A 19,752-nucleotide genomic window follows, 5' to 3' on the forward strand; every position below is an offset into this window, starting at 1 on the left:
AAAACAATAAATTTAAATATTTTTGAAAATAAAAAATAGTTTTTAAAAAAAACACGAGAATTAAAAATAAAAATTGATAAAGAAATTCGTACGCTATATCAAAAAAATGAGGAATTAGAAAATAAAAAAGAGAAAATTTTTGAAAATCTTTTTAAAGAAGAAGTTATGACTCAATTAATTTTATCTTTTTGAGCATTTAGAATGAAAAGTGGAGATGAATATAAATTAATTTTAAATGAAGATAAAGATTTAAAAAGTAAATTTGATAAAAATTTTGTATTTTTCTTTGAATTAATAGATGACATATTTAACCGATATATTAAAAAAATTATTAAAAATGAGGAAAGAATATACAATGATATATTTGAAAAATATAATGATCGAGAAAAATAATTAATAGACTTCTTGCGTAATTGATTTAAAATTTATATTAGATAATATTTTAAAAAAAAGGTGATTTTTAAATGAAATATCAAAAAAATATTGAAATAAATGATAAAAAATTTTTAAGATTAACTGCTATTGAAAGAGTAACTTTTAATAAAATATTAAAAATTTTAAAAGAATTTGAAATAGAAAAAATAAATCATGCTGGAAGAAAAAATAAATTATCATTAGAAGATCGTATTTTAATGACATTAGAATACTGAAGATAATATAGAACTTATTTTCATATTGCTGACAGTTATGGAATTAGTGAAAGTAGTTGTTTTAGAAATATCAAATGAATTGAAGATAATTTATTAAAACATCCTGATTTTCAACAATTTGATGGTAAAAAACGGTTATTAAACGATAACTTTAAAAATAAAACAATTATCATTGATGTAACTGAATCTCCTGTTCAACGCCCAAAAAAAGACAAAAGAAATATTATTCAGGAAAAAAGAAAAAACACACAATAAAAACACAAATTATAATTGAAAAAGATAGTAAAAAAATTTTAACAACATATTTTTAATTTGGTAAAAATCATGATTTTAAAATTTTAAAAGATTCAAAAATTAAATTTTTATCTCAAACAACTGTTTTAGTTGATTTAGGATATCAAAGAATACAAAATATACACTCTAATGTTTTAATTGCAAAAAGAAAATCAAATAAAAATAAATTAACTAAAAAAGAAAAGAAAAATAATAAACTAATTTCAAAAATGAGAGTTGTTATTGAAAATGTTTTTGCTTGATTAAAAAGATTCAAAATTATTAGTGAAAAATATCGAAATAGAAGAAAAAGATTTGGTTTAAGATTCAATTTAATAGTTTCAATTTATAATTTACAAATTTTAAATTAAAAAGATTCAAAAATTTAAGAGTATAAAATTTATTATTTTAAATAATAATTTTTATTATGTTTTGATAATAAAAATATAAAAATTATCTTTAAAAAAGATTAAACAATTAATTTAATAAAAATTTTATATTAAAAGTGTTAAATATTTTTTTAATTATGCAAGAAGTCTAATAAGTGAACAAGAAGAAATTATTAAAACTAAAGATAAAGTTAAAGAAAGTATAGAATTATTTAAAAAAGAATTAGAATAAAAAAAAGAACAAATTAGAATGCATCAGAAAGAGATAGCAGAAAAAGAAAGCAAATTGAAAATTTAGAAAAACGAAAGAAAAATATAAAAATTAAAAAAGTACTTACTTGCAAGATTTAGAAGAAAATAAAAATAATACTGAAAATCAAATATTTATTCCAAATATTTCAGATGATAAAAAGGGAAAAAAACAATATTTAAAAGAAATAGATGTAGTGATTAAAAAAAAGAATAGTGATATTAAGAAAAATAATGATTATATTGTGGAGTTACAAGATAATATTACAAGACATGATACTGAGTTAATTATTAATGATAAAAAAATAAAAAAAATTGAGGATAAAATTAATAAAATTGAGGATTTTTTTAAGCAAAATAAACATACGATGATGTTTGAAATTAAAAAAATAAAAGAAAAATGAATTAAAAATATTAGTAAAGATCAAAAAATATTTATTAATTTCTTAAAATAAGTTAATAAATTAGAAAATATAGAATTTATTAAGATTATTGAAAATTATTGAGAAGAAAATGCTGACAGTATTAAAAAATTTAATGAAAATTTTAACATTAAAAATAATTTAGAAAACATAAGAGAAGAAAAAGAAATAATAGAAAATGAATTTAAAGATGATTTCACAACTTTAGAAATTAATTTTAAATTAAAAGAAAAAGAAATAATAGAAAATGCAATTAGAGAAAAAAAGGAAAAAATTCAGGAGTCTTTAAGAACAATTAATCAATCAAAACTAGTAAGTATTGAAATCCAAACCGAAATAAATCAAGAAAATGAGAAACCTAGTTGACAAGATCAAAAAATTGAAGAACAAAATAAAACCATTGAAAAACTATAATTTCAAATAAATTATTTAGAAAAAAAATTAATTTCAATAAAGGAATTACATGAAGATGAAGTAAAAGATTTATCTACAACATTGGAAAATATTAGAGATTTTTTTGCAATGGAAATTAAAAAAACTACTGAAAATTGAGATAATTTAAAAAATATTTTAAATAAAAAAAATTTAAAAAAAGAAGAACAAAAAATTAAAAATAAATTAAATGAAGAAGAAATAAAATTAACATCTTTAAATGAAGTACGAAAATTAATAAGTACTGAAATTCCAGAGTTACAGCAACCTTTATCAGAAGAATCAAAAAATGCAAGCAAACAAAAATGAGAGAATATGGACTTAATAGAATCTCAATTACCTTTGGAAACAAAAGCAGAAATATTAAATACAATTTAAACTAATAAGATTAAATTTATTATTGTATCAAGTTTAATTTACAGAAAGAGAAAAAAATAAATTAGGCAAAAAGAGTATTTATTAATAAGAAAAATGAAAAAAATAATACAAGCCATTATGAATAATAACTTAGAAAAAGTTAAATTATTAGTTAGGAATGGTGTTAGTATAAATTATGTAATTAAAGATGGTTTCACTATTTTGATGTTAACTATCAAAAATAATGATTTAGAGATAGTCAAGCATTTAATAGATAATAATGAAATCTTTATCAAGTAAATGAATATGGATATAATGCTTTAATGTTAGTTGTTTGAAATAATTATTTGGAAGTCTTTAATTTTTTTAATGAAAAATACTAATAATATTTTAGATGAAGAAATTTTAGAATAAAATAAAGACAAATTACCAACATATGAAGAAGCAATTAAATTTCAACAAAAAATTAATAAATCTGATTTTTTAAAGATGAAATAGATTTGCAAAAGCAATTATCAACGATAAAAATTTAATTCCTTTTATGATAATAATAATTTTATTAGATGCTTTTTAAAAATCTGTGTATCTTTTTACAAAGTTACTAGTTTAGATTAATTCTATCTTCAAATTTTATCATAAAATGAGCAATTGCTGTATTTCAATTTTGAATTGGCATTGTTCATTTTTTTGTTATATTTTCAATTGCTAAGTAAAATATTTTAAAAAATGCCATATCATTTGGAAAAACTTTTTTATTTCTAATAACTTTTCGTAATTGACTATTAACAGATTCAATAGCATTTGTTGTATAAATCACTCTTTTGATTTCTGCAGGATAACTAATAAAAACCATTAAATTATCTCAATTTTTATATCATGATTTAGCAATTTGAGGATATTGTTTATTCCATTTACGTTCAAAAGATTCTAAAGCTTGCATCGCTTGTTCTTCGCTACATGCACTATAAATTGGTTTTAAATCTGTAACTAGTGGTTTTCTATGTTTGTATGAAGCACATTTTAAACTATTTCTAATTTGATGAACTATGCATAATTGATGTTCGGTTTTAGGATAAACTAATTGTATTGCTTCTGACATTCCTGTTAAATTGTCACTACAAGCAATAAGAATATCATTTAAGCCTCGATTTTTCATTTCTGTGAAATTAGATAATCAAAACTTAGAACCTTCATTTTCGCTAATTCATAAACCTAAAATATCTTTTTTACCTTCTAAATCAACTACTAGTGCTATATAAACTGATTTGTTAATAATGCGTTTATCTTGTCGCACTTTAACTACTATACAATCAAAATAAACAATCGGATAAACACTTTCTAATGGCCGATTTTGTCATGCTTTAACATCATCAATAACATCATCAGTAATTTGACTAATAACACTTTCACTAAAATCAGCACCATGATATAACTATTGTAACCGCATTCTAATATCTGATAAAGTCATGCCTTTGGCATATAATGAAAGAACTTGTTGATCAAAACCATCAAATCTTCTTTGTCTTTTTGCAACTATTACTGGCTTAAAATTACTATTACGATCTCGTGGTACATTAATCTCAATTTTACCTTGTTGGGTTATTAATTTTTTTGAACTTATACCATTGCGAGCATTTTCACTAGTATTATGTTGATTTTTTTCATATCCTAAATAATTTTGCATTTCAGAATTCAACATTTTTTCAACTAATCTTTTTGTTAATTCTTTAGACATATTCCGTAAATAAATTTAATCAATTGTCAATAATAATATTTATAAATTTTTTAGTGTTAATAATTATAGAAGTTAATATTTTTAAAAAAATACTTTAAAAATAAATTTATATTTCAAACACAAAAATTGTTAATATTGTTTTTATATTAACTTGATAAAAATTTAAATTTTTAAAAAAATATTTTTAATATTTTTTTATTTTAATGGTTTTGTTTTATTAAAAATTTCACAAAGTAAGTTAAATCTTAAGTACATAAGTCTAAATATACTTTTTCTACATTTATTTATTAAAATTTTGAATCTTTTTAATCAAGCAAAAAAATGTTCAACTTTAATTCTAATTTTTGAAATAATTTTATTGTAGATTTTTTCTTGTTTAGTTAATTTTTTATTTTTAGTTTTTTTAATTGGTAATATAGTATTTTTATAAATATTTTGTATTCCTTGATATCCCAAATCACCAATAATTATTGTTTTTTCTGAAAATTAAAGATTTGAATTTTTTAATATTTGAAAATCATGTACTTTTCCATTATCAGCAAAAATATCAACAATTTTTTTATTAAAAAAGTCATATATAATTTGAAATTTTATAGAAAAAATTCAACTTTTACCAGAAAAATATTCTAACTGTAGTTTTTTTTAGTTGGTCTTTCAATTTCAATTTCAGTTGAATCAATTAAATAAAATTGAAATTCATTTAAATCTTCTTGTTTTTTCTCAATTTTTGATTTATATTTTGTTTTTAAAAACTGATAATCTTTGTCATCACTAAGTTTATTTTCTACTCAAGTAATATTTCGAAAACAACTTGATGCACTCATTTTATATTTAATACTCATTTGGAAAAAGTATAATATTCTTTTCAGTATACTAAAGTCATCATCAATCTTTCTTCAACTGAAAGTTTATATTTTCTACCTTTAGTTTTTTTTAAATTTTCTATTTCAATTAATTTTGTTAACATTTCATCAAAATGAAAACGTTTTATACCAAAATATCTATAAAATTGTTCATTTTTTAATTTTTTTAAATTTTCAAAATTCATTTTTATCAACACCTTATTAATTTATTAATAAAGAAATTATAAAATAAATTTTAAATTATTAATTGATTTTTAAAAAATTTATTTACGGAATATGTCTAATATATACTAAATCTTCGTTCATTATTTTAGCTATTTCTTTTAAAAAATCTTCTTGTTTATTTTTATCTCTTTGTTCATATAAAAAAGTTTTTTTATATGTATAATTTAGTTTTTTGAAATAGTTATAAACTGTTTCTTTAGTCATATCACCAAATTTTTCAATTACTTTTTGAACTGTAACATCTTTATTTTGCGCTAAATAATTTTTTAATTCATCTAAATCCTTTATTTTGTGGCTATGTCCTTTTTGATAATTCAAAATTGGTTTTATATGCCCAGTTTCTTTTTTTCTTTTTCTTCATAAGAATAAAGTCTTTCTAGTAATATTGAACACTTTACAAATTTCTTTAATTTTCATGTTTTTACTTTCATAGGCTTCTATTACTTTTCTTCGTAAGTCTTCACTGTATGGTTTTGGCATAATTTAATCTTCCTAATCTATTTTAAATATTGCTGAATTGTACTTTTAAATTCAAAAACTGTTTAAATTACATATTATTATTTTACATTATTTATAAGTAAACATTACTTTAGTTAGCTATATATGAAAACTAAAAATGGTCAAAGAATTAAAAGACAAGAATTAATTGATAAAATTTATGAATTTCTTGATTTACAATAGACATATTCCGTAAATAAATTTAATCAATTGTCAATAATAATATTTATAAATTTTTTAGTGTTAATAATTATAGAAGTTAATATTTTTTTATTTTAATGGTTTTGTTTTATTAAAAATTTCACAAAGCAAGTTAAATCTTAAGTACATAAGTCTAAATATACTTTTTCTAGATTTATTTATTAAAATTTTGAATATTTTTAATCAAGCAAAAACATGTTCAACTTTAATTCTAATTTTTGAAATAATTTTATTGTAGTTTTTTTCTTGTTTAGTTAATTTTTTATTTTTAGTTTTTTTAATTGGTAATATAGTATTTTTATAAATATTTTGTATTCCTTGATATCCCAAATCACCAATAATTATTGTTTTTTCTGAAAATTCAAGATTTGAATTTTTTAATATTTGAAAATCATGTAATTTTCCATTATCAGCAAAAATATCAACAATTTTTTTATTAAAAAAGTCATATATAATTTGAAATTTTATAGAAAACATTCAACTTTTACCAGAAAAATATTCTAACTGTAGTTTTTTTAGTTGGTCTTTCAATTTCAATTTCAGTTGAATCAATTAAATAAAATTGAAATTCATTTAAATCTTCTTGTTTTTTCTCAATTTTTGATTTATATTTTGTTTTTAAAAACTGATAATCTTTGTCATCACTAAGTTTATTTTCTGCTCAAGTAATATTTCGAAAACAACTTGATGCACTCATTTTATATTTAATACTCATTTGGAAAAAAGTATAATATTCTTTTCAGTATACTAAAGTCATCATCAATCTTTCTTCAACTGAAAGTTTATATTTTCTACCTTTAGTTTTTTTTAAATTTTCTATTTCAATTAATTTTGTTAACATTTCATCAAAATGAAAACGTTTTATACCAAAATATCTATAAAATTGTTCATTTTTTAATTTTTTTAAATTTTAAAAATTCATTTTTATCAACACCTTATTAATTTATTAATAAAGAAATTATAAAATAAATTTTAAATTATTAATTGACTTTTAAAAAATTTATTTACTGAATATGTCTTTTATATAAACCTCCCTCTTTAAAAACTTTTGTTAAATCTTCAGTATTTTCTAGTAATAAATCTACTGCTTTTGATATTGGATCATTATTATTAATATTTTTTTTAGACATACGTAACTCACTCTTTCTATTTATTTAATTTTATTTACTATAATTAATTAAACATAGTTATTTTTGTAAGTTACACAGATTACTAAACATTACCTTTTATTAAAATATTAAAATAAACATTAATATTTTAATTTTAAAAAATTTATTTTTACCTATATGAATTTCCTTTTGCTTTTTATAAAAAAATAAGTTACAATTCTTAGTGAATATTTAATTATTATTTAGTTTAAGGAGAATAACAATCAAATGCGTAAATTAATCACTTTATTTTCAACACTTAGTTTACTTTCTTCTTCTGTGAGCACTATTGTGGCTTGTGGTACTGGAGATGGTTCAAACATTGAAACAAATTTTAAAAACGAGCCATCAAACAAAGATGGTGATCCGTTAGTTGATTATGTTTATAATAAATACTATCAATATGATACTAAACTTTTATATAAACCACTTACTGCATTTATGCAACTAGCAGCAGACAAAATTAGAATTGATCGTAATGCATTAGAAGTTACAGATGCTGCTAGGGATTTTTATAATAGTGATCAATATAAATCAGGTAATTATGAGAGTATTAATTATAATGTTAATAATGATCCAAATAAAGTAATGAATGAACCATTTAGTTGTAAAGATGCAAATGGAAGCCTTTTAGTTTTTGGTTTAACTGATAATGATATATCTAAACAGCAATATTATGGTTATTGATATGTTACATATGAAACAGCAACAGAAGCAGAAAATCCTTCAAAAGTTGCTAAAAATAGTATTGTTTCACCAAAAATTACTGACTTTAAAGATGATAAAAATAAAACCATTATTAAAAAAGGTTGAATTCACTTATTCTTTATAATGAAAGATTCAAAAATGAATAAGAATTTTAAAATTAATTTTAATATTCAAATTGATGTAATTTTTAGTTTATGAGTTGATAAAAATAAAAAAGAAATAGTTGTTATTAATCCAAATACTATTGATAAAGCTTTGGGTGATGTTGATTTTCGTAACCCAGATAAAGTGGTTAATGAAAGAATAAATAACATGACTTTTTCAGAATCATAATGATAAATATTAAAATTGTTTGTATTGGTCAGTTGTCACAAACATATTGAAAATCAGCTGCCAAAGATTATTTAGAACGAATTAAAAAACGAACTAATATTGAAACAAAAAATATTATCGAGTCTAAATTAAATTCAATTCCTAGTAATATTAAAATTGAAACTAATAAAATTACTGAATACATATCAAAGAATAATGATTATCAATGATTTTTATTAGATTTATCAGGGCAATTAATAAGTAGCGAACAATTATCACAGATGATTAATAAAAATAAAATTTATCAACAAGGTAAAATTGGTTTTATTATTGGTGGTAGTAATGGTGTCGCACAAATATTAAAAGACAATATTAATTTAATTAAAATTTCCTTTGGTAAAATAACATTACCTCATCAATTATGTTGTGTTGTTTTATTAGAGCAAATATATCGTTCATTACAAATACTTAATAATCAAAGTTATCATAAGTAGTAGGCGAAAGAAATGTATAATAAAACTTTATTTGTTGATTCCTCATGATTAGAATTTTTTCAACAAGAATATAAAGAAACATATTTTACTAAATTATTAGAAGATATTAAAAAAGAATATCAGATTTATCTTTGTTATCCTCAATGAGAAGAAATATTTCAAACTTTTAAAATAACTCCTTTATCAAAGGTTAAAGTAATAATATTAGGTCAAGATCCTTATCATCAGCCAAATCAAGCTCATGGCTTAGCATTTAGTGTTAAAACAAATACTCCATTACCACCAAGTTTAAAAAACATTTTTCAAGAACTAAAAAATGATTTAAATATTGAAAAAGATAATGATGGTAATTTAACAACTTGAGCTAAACAGGGAGTTTTGCTTTTAAATACAACTTTAACTGTTAGACAAAGTCAACCTAATAGTCATTTACAATATCAATGAGCAACTTTTACTGATCATGTTTTATCATTTTTAAATTTAAACTGCACTAATCTTGTTTTTATTTTATGAGGTAAAAATGCAAGAAATAAAAAAATGTTAATTGACACAGAAAAACATTTTATTATTGAGAGTGCACATCCTTCACCTTTAAGTGCTTATAATGGTTTTTTTAATTCAAGACCATTTAGCAAAACTAATAATTGATTGATTTCAAAAAATAAAACTCCCATTAAGTGATAAAAATAAAAAAATACTAATTTTATTATATGTATTTAAGCAAACAATGTTATGATATATTTGTTAAAATTAATATAGTTTTAAAGAATATTTCGGGAATGGTGGTTATTTAAATGCCCAATAATTTAATATTTAATCACATATTTTCTCAACGATATGATTTAAATACCTTAAATTTATTTAGTAGATTTACAGCTATTTATTTAATTATTACTTTAAGTAGCATAATGTTAGCATATATTTTAATGAATAGTTTTTGAAAATGATTTCGTAAAGATAAATATAAAGGTGTTCGTTTTACTACTAAAAATATTGCTTATATAACAATGTTATCTTCGGTATCAGTTGTGGCAACTATTATTGTTTCTATTACGATACCCATTACAGTATTACCACCAATTAGAATTGTTTTTGAGGGTTTAATGATTAAAATAACCGGTTATATGTTTGGTCCAATTATAGGTATTATTTGTGCTGCAGTAACGGATATTTTAGTAATGTTATTTGTTCCTTCATATATTAGCATTTATTATATTTTTTGTATTATTTTCACTGGTTTTTTGGCAGGAATTGCTGGAATATTTAAAGTAAAACTAAAAGATTATCCATGAGTTATTTTTGCTTTAATTAATTTTTTTATTATTTTCTTTGCTGGTGGTGGCATGTATATTGTTATTTCAGGTAAGCAATCATCATATTCTATGTCAGGAATTATTGTTAATAAATATGTTCTGGCTAGTATTATGGGTAGTGGCGGCATTATTGGCCTATTAAGTATTTATAGTGTTTTATTTTATTATTTATTGAAAAAAGAAATTTATAGAATTAAAGAAATTTTACCAATTATTTTATTAGCGGTAGTAGCCGAGTATGTAACAACAGTACTTATAGCCTCCTATGCTGATATGACTTTATTTGATCCTAATGCCAATGATTATGGAGTAACAGCAATTATGAGAATTGTGCAAGCGCCTCTTAAAATTATAATTAATTCAATTATAATTTATGTGACTTGAAGAACTGTTAATCCTTTAATTAATATTGATAATAATAATTATTAAATAAAGGATTTTAAAAATATGAATGAAGAATTTTTTAAAAAAATATCTAAATATTCAAATAAAGATTGTTTAAAAAAATTAAAAATTATTACTCCAAAGTATTTAAACAATAATATTAAGTATATTCATGTAACTGGAACAAACGGTAAAGGTTCAGTATCGCGTTTAATTTTTGCTATATTATCACAAACCTTAAAACAAAAAATTGGTATGTTTACTTCTCCCCATATTGAGTTTGTTAATGAACGAATTATTGTTAATGATAGAATGATTAGTAATCAAGATTTAGTTCGTATTAGAGACTTGATTTTTGATGATATTGAATATTATCAATTAGGTTTTCTTGGTATTTTAACTTTAATTGCATTAATTTATTTTCAAGAAAAAAATGTGCAATGAGCAATAATTGAAGTTGGGATTGGTGGAAAAATTGATCCTACAAATATCATTGATTCAACATATGCTATTATCACTTCAATTGGTAAAGATCATCAAGATAGACTTGGTAAAACTACATCTGAAATATTACATCAAAAATTGGGAATAGTAAAACCAACGACAAAAAATCTTTTTATTTCAGGTAATTTAAATAATAAATTAAAAAAGCAAATCGATATGGAAGGTTATAAACCTATATATTCTCCAAGATTAATCAATCAACCATACTATCAAGAAAATAAAGAATTAGTTTTAACAGTAATTTCAAAAACATTTTTAGAAATTAATATTAAACAAGCTTTAAAAATCATTAATGATACTAATATTAGATTACGATTTGAGAAATATAAAATTAATGATAAAACTATTTATTTTGATGCTGCTCATAATATTGATGGTATTAAAGCATTAATTAAAACGCTAAAAATTAATAAAATTATTCCTCAACAAATTATATTTTCTTGTTTAAAAAATAAATATCCACAAAAATTAATTAGTTGTTTAAAAAAAGTATCAGATAATATTATTATTTGTAGTAATAGTAATTTAAATAGTATTACTGGTGAATTTTTTGATTATCAAAAAATGATTAAATGTAGCCCTCATAAAATAATTTTAATTACGGGTTCTTGTTATTTTTTAGCAGATGTTTATAATTATTTAAGAACAAAGAAAATAATTATGATAAAAAAGGGTGGTAATTAAATGAATGTATTGTTATTGAATATAATTGGCGGAGTGTTAATTTTAATTATTTTTTTATTGATCACAGTTTTTGATTATAAAGATAATAAAAAAAAGATAAAGCAAATAAAATTTATTTGCTTAAGTGGAATAATGTTAGCATTAGCTGTTTCTTTAAATACAACAGGTGCTTTAATGTTAAAAAGTTTATCATTTTCTAAATATTTTGAAATTAAATTGGGTAATTTTATATTAGTTTTAATAGGTTTCTTTTGTGGCGGAATATTAGGTTTTCTTAGTGGTATTGCCAGTGATTTTTTAGGTTTATTATTTAGTACTGGTGGTGCATCACCATGTTTATTTTTTACTTTTACTAGTATTTTATTATGTATATTACCTTACTATTTAGTATTAAATTTTAGTAAAATTTATTATAGTAAAAAGACATTTTATTGATATTTTCCAATTGCTTATGCTATTACTTCATTAATTATTACTGGGACTGATCCTATTGCATTAAAAATATTATTTCCTGGATTACCACCTTTATGATTAATGTATTTTCCATTAAGAGTTATAAAATATCCTATTGATTTAACGGTTAATGTTTTTTTAATTGTTACTTGTTATTCTGCATTAAAGAAAACTTGAAATTTAGAAAATCAATTTAAAAAATATTATTTTGCTACAGATCCGCAATCTTTACAATATAATAGAGTACCTGAAGAATAAACCAAAAAATAATTATTTAATTAAAATTTCTGATATTTTTTGTAACATTTTTAAATTTATCTCTTTATTGAGAACATATTAAATTAATAGCATGTTTATTTTTATTGATATAGAAATCATGTAAAATGAGTATATTAAAATATTAAAGATTAGGTGGTAAAGATATATGAAGAAATTACTAAGTAGCCTAGCAATAGTGAATTTAATTGGAGCAACAAGTATAAGTGTCGTCACTTGTGGCGGAGAAAGGATTGCACCGGTTAGAAAAACTGATTTAAATAGTTTAACTACAACAGCTAATGTTAGTATAAAAATTGATTCTATTGATAAAGTTAATGATTTTAAAATAGTATTGATTTCTCAATTAAAGTTACAATCAGGATTTAGCAATTTAGAAATAAGTGATGTTGATATTACTAAATATGATGGCAGCTCTTTACAAGAAAGTGATATTGTACAAGGGATATTAAATAATAAAGTAATTGCTAAAGAAAACTAACAAAACTTTACTGGTGAAAAAACTATAAATGTAAATATAGAAATTACAGATACAAGAACTGATTTAAATATGATTAGGTAATGTTGAGTAATCTGTGTAACTTACAAAAATAACTATGTTTAATTAATTCTAGTAAATAAAATTAAATAACTAGAAAGAGTGAGTTACTTATGTCTAAAAAACAAAATATTAATAATAATAATAATGATCCAATATCAAAAGCAGTAGATTTATTATTAAAAAATACTGAAGATTTAACAACAGTTTTTAAAGAGGGAGGTTTATATAAAGAATTAACAAAAAGATTAGTTGAAAAAATGTTGAATTCTGAAATGCAAAATTATTTAGGATATGAAAAAAATAAACATAATACTAGTGAAAATGATCGTAATGGTATAAGCTCAAAAAAATTAATAACTCAACAAGGTAAAATTGAGATTAATGTACCACGAGATCGTAATAGTAATTTTGAGCCAGTAATAGTTGCAAAAAGACAAAGAAGATTTGATGGTTTTGATCAACAAGTTCTTTTATTATATGCCAAAGGCATGACTTTATAATATATTAGAATGCAGTTACAAGAGTTATAACTAACTAAAGTAATTTTTACTCATAAATAATGTAAAATAATAATATGTAATTTAAACAGTTTTTGAATTTAAAAGTACAATTCAGCAATATTTAAAATAGATTAGGAAGATTAAATTATGCCAAAACCATACAGTTAAGACTTACGAAGAAAAGTAATAGAAGCCTATGAAAGTAAAAACATGAAAATTAAACAAATTTGTAAAGTGTTCAATATTACTAGAAAGAATTTATTCTTATGAAGAAAAAGAAAAAAAGAAACTGGGCATATAAAACCAATTTTGAATTATCAAAAAGGACATAGCCACAAAATAAAGGATTTAAATTAATTAAAAAATTATTTAGCGCAAAATAAAGATGTTACAGTTCAAAAAGTAATTGAAAAATTTGGTGATATGACTAAAGAAACAGTTTATAACTGTTTGAAAAAACTAAATTATACATATAAAAAAACTTTTCTATATGAACAAAGAGATAAAAATAAACAAGAAGATTTTTTAAAAGAAATAGCTAAAATAATGAATGAAGATTTAGTATATATTGATGAATCTGGAATTGATGATAATGAATTTTATAAATATGGTTGATCTGAAAAAGGTAAAAGATTATTTGATAATAAACCCGCATATAAAATAAAAAGAATGAGTATAATTGGTTCACTAAATAAAGGTAAATTAAAAGCCCTATGAGCATTTGAAGGACATTGCAACAGTAAAATTTTTGAATCATATGTAAAAAATATACTAATTACAGTATTAAAGCGTGGACAAATTATAGTTTTAGATAATGCAACGTTTCATAATTCTAAATTAACACAACAATTAATGGTAATGTTTAGTAATCTGTGTAACTTACAAAAATAACTATGTTTAATTAATTATAGTAAATAAAATTAAATAACTAGAAAGAGTGAGTTACTTATGTCTAAAAAACAAAATATTAATAATAATTATCCAATATCAAAAGCAGTAGATTTATTATTAGAAAATACTGAAGATTTAAAAACCGTATTTAAAGAGGGAGATTTATATAAAGAATTAACAAAAAGATTAGTTGAAAAAATGTTGAATTCTGAAATGCACAATTATTTAGGATATGAAAAAAATCAACATAATACTAGTGAAAATGCTCGCAATGGTATAAATTCAAAAAAATTAATAACTCAACAAGGTAAAATTGAGATTAATGTACCACGAGATCGTAATAGTAATTTTGAGCCAGTAATAGTTGCAAAAAGACAAAGAAGATTTGATGGTTTTGATCAACAAGTTCTTTCATTATATGCCAAAGGCATGACTTTATCAGATATTAGAATGCAGTTACAAGAGTTATATCATGGTGCTGATATTAGTGAAAGTGTTATTAGTCAAATTACTGATTATGTTATTGATGATGTTAAAGCATGACAAAATCGGCCATTATAAAGTGTTTATCCGATTGTTGATTTTGATTGTATAGTAGTTAAAGTACGACAAGATAAAAGCGTTATTAACAAATCAGTTTATATAGCACTAGGATTTGATTTAGAAGGTAAAAAAGATGTTTTAGGTTTATGAATTAGTGAAAATGAAGGTTCTAAGTTTTGATTATCTAATTTCACAGAAATGAAAAATCGAGGCTTAAATGATATTCTTATTGCTTGTAGTGACAATTTAACAGGAATGTCAGAAGCAATACAATCATTTTACCCTAAAACCGAACATCAATTATGCACAGTTCATCAAATTAGAAATAGTTTAAAATATGTTTCATACAAACATAGAAAATCACTAGTTACAGATTTAAAACCAATTTATAGTGCATGTAGTGAAGAACAAGCAATGCAAGCTTTAGAATCTTTTGAAAGTAAATGAAATAAACAATATCCTCAAATTGCTAAATCATGATATAAAAATTGAGATAATTTAATGGTTTTTATTAGTTATCCTGCAGAAATCAAAAGAGTGATTTATACAAAAAATGGGTAATGTTTAGTAATCTGTGTAACTTAGTGATTTTACAACTAAAATTTATTTAAAAAACACAGTTTTTAGGAAAGTCCCAAAAAATGCTATCGAATCTGTTAATAGTCAATTACGAAAAGTTATTAGAAATAAAAAAGTTTTTCCAAATGATATGGCAGTTTTTAAAATATTTTACTTAGCAATTGAAAATATAACAAAAAAATGAACACTGCCCATTCAAAATTGAAATACAGCAATTGCTCATTTTATGATAAAATTTGAAGATAGAATTAATCTAAACTAGTAACTTTGTAAAAAGATACACAGATTTTTAAAAAGCCTCCAATTCGAGGATATTGTTTATTTCATTTACTTTCAAAAGATTCTAAAGCTTGCATTGCTTGTTCTTCACTACATGCATTATAAATTGGTTTTAAATCTGTAACTAGTGATTTTCTATGTTTGTATGAAACATATTTTAAACTATTTCTAATTTGATGAACTATGCATAATTGATGTTCGGTTTTAGGATAAACTGATTGTATTGCTTCTGACATTCCTGTTAAATTGTCACTACAAGCAATAAGAATATCATTTAAGCCTCGATTTTTCATTTCTGTGAAATTAGATAATCAAAACTTAGAACCTTCATTTTCACTAATTCATAAACCTAAAATATCTTTTTTACCTTCTAAATCAACTCCTAGTGCTATATAAACTGATTTGTTAATAATGCGTTTATCTTGTCGTACTTTAACTACTATACAATCAAAATAAACAATCGGATAAACACTTTCTAATGGCCGATTTTGTCATGCTTCAACATCATCAATAACATCATCAGTAATTTGACTAATAACACTTTCACTAATATCAGCACCATGATATAACTATTGTAACTGCATTCTAATATCTGATAAAGTCATGCCTTTGGCATATAATAGACATATTCCGTAAATAAATTTTTTAAAAGTCAATTAATAATTTAAAATTTATTTTATAATTTCTTTATTAATAAATTAATAAGGTGTTGATAAAAATGAATTTTGAAAATTTAAAAAAATTAAAAAATGAACAATTTTATAGATATTTTGGTATAAAACGTTTTCATTTTGATGAAATGTTAACAAAATTAATTGAAATAGAAAATTTAAAAAAAACTAAAGGTAGAAAATATAAACTTTCAGTTGAAGAAAGATTGATGATGACTTTAGTATACTGAAAAGAATATTATACTTTTTTCCAAATGAGTATTAAATATAAAATGAGTGCATCAAGTTGTTTTCGAAATATTACTTGAGTAGAAAATAAACTTAGTGATGACAAAGATTATCAGTTTTTAAAAACAAAATATAAATCAAAAATTGAGAAAAAACAAGAAGATTTAAATGAATTTCAATTTTATTTAATTGATTCAACTGAAATTGAAATTGAAAGACCAACTAAAAAAAACTACAGTTAGAATATTTTTCTGGTAAAAGTCGAATTTTTTCTATAAAATTTCAAATTATATATGACTTTTTTAATAAAAAAATTGTTGATATTTTTGCTGATAATGGAAAAGTACATGATTTTCAAATATTAAAAAATTCAAATCTTGAATTTTCAGAAAAAACAATAATTATTGGTGATTTGGGATATCAAGGAATACAAAATATTTATAAAAATACTATATTACCAATTAAAAAAACTAAAAATAAAAAATTAACTAAACAAGAAAAAATCTACAATAAAATTATTTCAAAAATTAGAATTAAAGTTGAACATGTTTTTGCTTGATTAAAAAGATTCAAAATTTTAATAAATAAATGTAGAAAAAGTATATTTAGACTTATGTACTTAAGATTTAACTTACTTTGTGAAATTTTTAATAAAAAAACCATTAAAATAAAAAAATATTAAAAATATTTTTTTAAAAATTTAAATTTTTATCAAGTTAATATAAAAATAATATTAACAATTTTTGTGTTTGAAATATAAATTTATTTTTAAAGTATTTTTTTAAAAATATTAACTTCTATAATTATTAACACTAAAAAATTTATAAATATTATTATTGACAATTGATTAAATTTATTTACGGAATATGTCTAATAATTATTGGTGATTTGGGATATCAAGGAATACAAAATATTTATAAAAATACTATATTACCAATTAAAAAAACTAAAAATAAAAAATTAACTAAACAAGAAAAAATCTACAATAAAATTATTTCAAAAATTAGAATTAAAGTTGAACATGTTTTTGCTTGATTAAAAAGATTCAAAATTTTAATAAATAAATGTAGAAAAATTATATTTAGACTTATGTACTTAAGATTTAACTTACTTTGTGAAATTTTTAATAAAACAAAACCATTAAAATAAAAAAATATTTTTAATATTTTTTTAAAAATTTAAATTTTTATCAAGTTAATATAAAAATAATATTAACAATTTTTGTGTTTGAAATATAAATTTATTTTTAAAGTATTTTTTTAAAAATATTAACTTCTATAATTATTAACACTAAAAAATTTATAAATATTATTATTGACAATTGATTAAATTTATTTACGGAATATGTCTAATGAAAGAAATTGTTGATCAAAACCATCAAATCTTCTTTGTCTTTTTGCAACTATTACTGGCTCAAAATTACTATTACGATCTCGTGGTACATTAATCTCAATTTTACCTTGTTGAGTTATTAATTTTTTTGAATTTATACCATTGCGAGCATTTTCACTAGTATTATGTTGATTTTTTTCATATCCTAAATAATTGTGCATTTCAGAATTCAACATTTTTTCAACTAATCTTTTTGTTAATTCTTTATATAAACCTCCCTCTTTAAAAACTGTTGTTAAATCTTCAGTATTTTCTAGTAATAAATCTACTGCTTTTGATATTGGATCATTATTATTAATATTTTGTTTTTTAGACATAAGTAACTCACTCTTTCTAGTTATTTAATTTTATTTACTATAATTAATTAAACATAGTTATTTTTGTAAGTTACACAGATTACTAAACATTACCGAAAATGCTGGATGCAAACTATTATTTCTTCCAACATATTCTCTTAATTTAAATCCAATTGAACATTTTTGATTTGCTATAAAACATAATATAAGAAAAATATTACCAAATTATTGACCAAATATTAAAAAAGCGATTGATTTTTTTCAAGATATGAGTAAACATTACTTTAGTCAGCTATATATCATGGTACTGATATTAGTGAAAGTGTTATTAGTCAAATTACTGATGATGTTATTGATGATGTTAAAGCATGACAAAATCGGCCATTAGAAAGTGTTTATCCGATTGTTTATTTGTAGTTAAAGTACGACAAGATAAACGCATTATTAACAAATCAGTTTATATAGCACTAGGAGTTGATTTAGAAGGTAAAAAAGATGTTTTAGGCTTATGAATTAGTGAAAATGAAGGTTCTAAGTTTCGATTATCTAATTCCACAGAAATGAAAAATCGAGGCTTAAATGATATTCTTATTGCTTGTAGTGACAATTTAACAGGAATGTCAGAAGCAATACAATCAGTTTATCCTAAAACCGAACATCAATTATGCATAGTTCATCAAATTAGAAATAGTTTAAAATTTGTTTCATACAAACATAGAAAATCACTAGTTACAGATTTAAAACCAATTTATAGTGCATGTAGTTAAGAACAAGCAATGCAAGTTTTAGAATCTTTTGAAAGTAAATGAAATAAACAATATCCTCAAATTGCTAAATCATGATATAAAAATTGAGATAATTTAATGGTTTTTATTAGTTATCATGCAGAAATCAAAAGAGTGATTTATACAACAAATGCTATTGAATCTGTTAATAGTCAATTAAGAAAAGTTATTAGAAATAAAAAAGTTTTTCCAAATGATATGGCAGTTTTTAAAATATTTTACTTAGCAATTGAAAATATAACAAAAAAATGAACACTGCCCATTCAAAATTGAAATACAGCAATTGCTCATTTTATGATAAAATTTGAAGATAGAATTAATCTAAACTAGTAACTTTGTAAAAAGATACACAGATTTTTAAAAAGCCTCTTCAAAATTGAAATACAGCAATTGCTTATTTTATGATAAAATTTGAAGATAGAATTAATCTAAACTAGTAACTTTGTAAAAAGATACACAGATTTTTAAAAAGCCTCT

25 protein-coding genes and 5 pseudogenes are annotated in these 19,752 nt (G+C 21.4%); 20 read left to right on the top strand and 10 right to left on the bottom strand.

Annotation, left to right across the window (positions count from 1 at the left end):
• Positions 1–201: 201 nt before the first annotated feature.
• The 5 genes and pseudogenes from ABWV63_RS00160 to ABWV63_RS00180 all read left to right on the top strand — a co-directional run bounded on the left by ABWV63_RS00160 (position 202) and on the right by ABWV63_RS00180 (position 3,072).
• Positions 202–393, top strand: a complete 192-nt coding sequence (locus ABWV63_RS00160; RefSeq protein WP_353306330.1) for a hypothetical protein — start codon at positions 202–204, stop codon at positions 391–393.
• Between the two features lie 71 nt (positions 394–464).
• Positions 465–1,294, top strand: a pseudogene (locus ABWV63_RS00165) (IS5 family transposase).
• Between the two features lie 356 nt (positions 1,295–1,650).
• Entirely contained in the window at positions 1,651–2,016 is a 366-nt protein-coding gene (locus ABWV63_RS00170) for a hypothetical protein (protein WP_353306331.1), read from the top strand.
• A gap of 462 nt (positions 2,017–2,478) precedes the next feature.
• Complete coding sequence (locus ABWV63_RS00175; RefSeq protein WP_353306332.1) at positions 2,479–2,793, top strand: hypothetical protein; 315 nt, start codon at positions 2,479–2,481, stop codon at positions 2,791–2,793.
• Positions 2,794–2,910: 117 nt separating this feature from the next.
• Complete coding sequence (locus tag ABWV63_RS00180; RefSeq protein WP_353307128.1) at positions 2,911–3,072, top strand: ankyrin repeat domain-containing protein; 162 nt, start codon at positions 2,911–2,913, stop codon at positions 3,070–3,072.
• Between the two features lie 301 nt (positions 3,073–3,373).
• On the opposite strand, the pseudogene ABWV63_RS00185 reads toward ABWV63_RS00180, so the two are convergent.
• The 8 genes and pseudogenes from ABWV63_RS00185 to ABWV63_RS00220 form a co-directional block, all read right to left on the bottom strand.
• Positions 3,374–4,598, bottom strand: a pseudogene (locus ABWV63_RS00185) (IS256 family transposase).
• A 104-nt stretch (positions 4,599–4,702) separates the two neighbouring features.
• On the bottom strand, positions 4,703–4,963 hold the full coding sequence (locus ABWV63_RS00190) for a transposase family protein (RefSeq protein ID WP_353306098.1): 261 nt from the start codon (positions 4,961–4,963) through the stop codon (positions 4,703–4,705).
• Between the two features lie 170 nt (positions 4,964–5,133).
• Positions 5,134–5,349 carry a hypothetical protein gene (locus tag ABWV63_RS00195; protein ID WP_353305932.1) on the bottom strand — a complete coding sequence of 72 codons (216 nt, stop codon included), beginning with the start codon at positions 5,347–5,349 and terminating at the stop codon, positions 5,134–5,136.
• Positions 5,292–5,555, bottom strand: coding sequence for a hypothetical protein (locus tag ABWV63_RS00200; RefSeq protein WP_353305542.1), 264 nt, complete (start codon positions 5,553–5,555; stop codon positions 5,292–5,294). The genes ABWV63_RS00195 and ABWV63_RS00200 overlap by 58 nt, the downstream gene beginning before the upstream one ends.
• Before the next feature lie 82 nt (positions 5,556–5,637).
• Positions 5,638–6,075, bottom strand: coding sequence for an IS630 transposase-related protein (locus ABWV63_RS00205; RefSeq protein WP_353306333.1), 438 nt, complete (start codon positions 6,073–6,075; stop codon positions 5,638–5,640).
• Positions 6,076–6,363: 288 nt separating this feature from the next.
• Positions 6,364–6,771: a transposase family protein gene (locus ABWV63_RS00210; protein ID WP_353306334.1), complete on the bottom strand. Its 408-nt coding sequence runs from the start codon at positions 6,769–6,771 to the stop codon at positions 6,364–6,366.
• A 7-nt stretch (positions 6,772–6,778) separates the two neighbouring features.
• A complete protein-coding gene (locus ABWV63_RS00215; protein WP_353306335.1) occupies positions 6,779–7,135 on the bottom strand; it encodes a transposase family protein in 357 nt (118 codons plus the stop codon).
• Positions 7,136–7,298: 163 nt separating this feature from the next.
• Positions 7,299–7,424: a hypothetical protein gene (locus ABWV63_RS00220; RefSeq protein WP_353306336.1), complete on the bottom strand. Its 126-nt coding sequence runs from the start codon at positions 7,422–7,424 to the stop codon at positions 7,299–7,301.
• A 246-nt stretch (positions 7,425–7,670) separates the two neighbouring features.
• Between ABWV63_RS00220 and ABWV63_RS00225 the strand changes: the two genes are divergently transcribed.
• From ABWV63_RS00225 to ABWV63_RS00275, 11 genes and pseudogenes are all read left to right on the top strand, one after another.
• Positions 7,671–8,483 carry a hypothetical protein gene (locus ABWV63_RS00225; protein WP_353306337.1) on the top strand — a complete coding sequence of 271 codons (813 nt, stop codon included), beginning with the start codon at positions 7,671–7,673 and terminating at the stop codon, positions 8,481–8,483.
• On the top strand, positions 8,483–8,956 hold the full coding sequence (locus ABWV63_RS00230) for a 23S rRNA (pseudouridine(1915)-N(3))-methyltransferase RlmH (RefSeq protein WP_353306338.1): 474 nt from the start codon (positions 8,483–8,485) through the stop codon (positions 8,954–8,956). The genes ABWV63_RS00225 and ABWV63_RS00230 overlap by 1 nt, the downstream gene beginning before the upstream one ends.
• A gap of 12 nt (positions 8,957–8,968) precedes the next feature.
• Complete coding sequence (locus tag ABWV63_RS00235; RefSeq protein ID WP_353306339.1) at positions 8,969–9,640, top strand: uracil-DNA glycosylase; 672 nt, start codon at positions 8,969–8,971, stop codon at positions 9,638–9,640.
• Positions 9,641–9,750: 110 nt separating this feature from the next.
• Complete coding sequence (locus tag ABWV63_RS00240) at positions 9,751–10,698, top strand: hypothetical protein (RefSeq protein WP_353306340.1); 948 nt, start codon at positions 9,751–9,753, stop codon at positions 10,696–10,698.
• Positions 10,699–10,716: 18 nt separating this feature from the next.
• Positions 10,717–11,841, top strand: coding sequence for a Mur ligase family protein (locus tag ABWV63_RS00245; protein ID WP_353306341.1), 1,125 nt, complete (start codon positions 10,717–10,719; stop codon positions 11,839–11,841).
• Positions 11,842–12,552, top strand: a complete 711-nt coding sequence (locus tag ABWV63_RS00250; protein ID WP_353306342.1) for a hypothetical protein — start codon at positions 11,842–11,844, stop codon at positions 12,550–12,552. It begins immediately after the preceding gene.
• A 196-nt stretch (positions 12,553–12,748) separates the two neighbouring features.
• Positions 12,749–13,051 carry a hypothetical protein gene (locus ABWV63_RS00255; RefSeq protein ID WP_353306343.1) on the top strand — a complete coding sequence of 101 codons (303 nt, stop codon included), beginning with the start codon at positions 12,749–12,751 and terminating at the stop codon, positions 13,049–13,051.
• A 170-nt stretch (positions 13,052–13,221) separates the two neighbouring features.
• The gene (locus ABWV63_RS00260) at positions 13,222–13,611 is read left to right on the top strand and encodes a transposase (protein WP_353306344.1); all 390 of its coding nucleotides are present in this window, start codon (positions 13,222–13,224) and stop codon (positions 13,609–13,611) included.
• Positions 13,612–13,821: 210 nt separating this feature from the next.
• A complete protein-coding gene (locus tag ABWV63_RS00265) occupies positions 13,822–13,968 on the top strand; it encodes a hypothetical protein (RefSeq protein WP_353306345.1) in 147 nt (48 codons plus the stop codon).
• Positions 13,969–14,034: 66 nt separating this feature from the next.
• Positions 14,035–14,502, top strand: a complete 468-nt coding sequence (locus ABWV63_RS00270) for a transposase (RefSeq protein ID WP_353306346.1) — start codon at positions 14,035–14,037, stop codon at positions 14,500–14,502.
• 57 nt (positions 14,503–14,559) lie between these two features.
• A pseudogene (locus ABWV63_RS00275) lies at positions 14,560–15,886 on the top strand (IS256 family transposase).
• A 40-nt stretch (positions 15,887–15,926) separates the two neighbouring features.
• Here ABWV63_RS00275 and ABWV63_RS00280 read toward each other — a convergent pair.
• Positions 15,927–16,523 (bottom strand): annotated as a pseudogene (locus ABWV63_RS00280) (IS256 family transposase); the annotation flags it as partial.
• Between the two features lie 98 nt (positions 16,524–16,621).
• On the opposite strand from ABWV63_RS00280, the gene ABWV63_RS00285 reads away from it, so the two are divergent.
• From ABWV63_RS00285 to ABWV63_RS00295, 3 genes are all read left to right on the top strand, one after another.
• On the top strand, positions 16,622–17,044 hold the full coding sequence (locus ABWV63_RS00285; protein ID WP_353306310.1) for a transposase family protein: 423 nt from the start codon (positions 16,622–16,624) through the stop codon (positions 17,042–17,044).
• Positions 17,045–17,091: 47 nt separating this feature from the next.
• Positions 17,092–17,484, top strand: a complete 393-nt coding sequence (locus tag ABWV63_RS00290; RefSeq protein ID WP_353307129.1) for a transposase family protein — start codon at positions 17,092–17,094, stop codon at positions 17,482–17,484.
• Between the two features lie 161 nt (positions 17,485–17,645).
• Complete coding sequence (locus ABWV63_RS00295; RefSeq protein WP_353306347.1) at positions 17,646–17,951, top strand: transposase family protein; 306 nt, start codon at positions 17,646–17,648, stop codon at positions 17,949–17,951.
• Between the two features lie 182 nt (positions 17,952–18,133).
• On the opposite strand, the gene ABWV63_RS00300 is transcribed toward ABWV63_RS00295, so the two are convergent.
• Positions 18,134–18,511, bottom strand: a complete 378-nt coding sequence (locus tag ABWV63_RS00300; protein ID WP_353306348.1) for a transposase — start codon at positions 18,509–18,511, stop codon at positions 18,134–18,136.
• Positions 18,512–18,858: 347 nt separating this feature from the next.
• Here ABWV63_RS00300 and ABWV63_RS00305 point away from each other — a divergent pair.
• Positions 18,859–19,605, top strand: a pseudogene (locus ABWV63_RS00305) (IS256 family transposase).
• Positions 19,606–19,752: the final 147 nt, after the last annotated feature.

This window comes from Spiroplasma ixodetis, assembly GCF_040369795.1.
Lineage (GTDB): Bacteria > Bacillota_I > Bacilli_A > Mycoplasmatales > VBWQ01 > Spiroplasma_E > Spiroplasma_E ixodetis_B.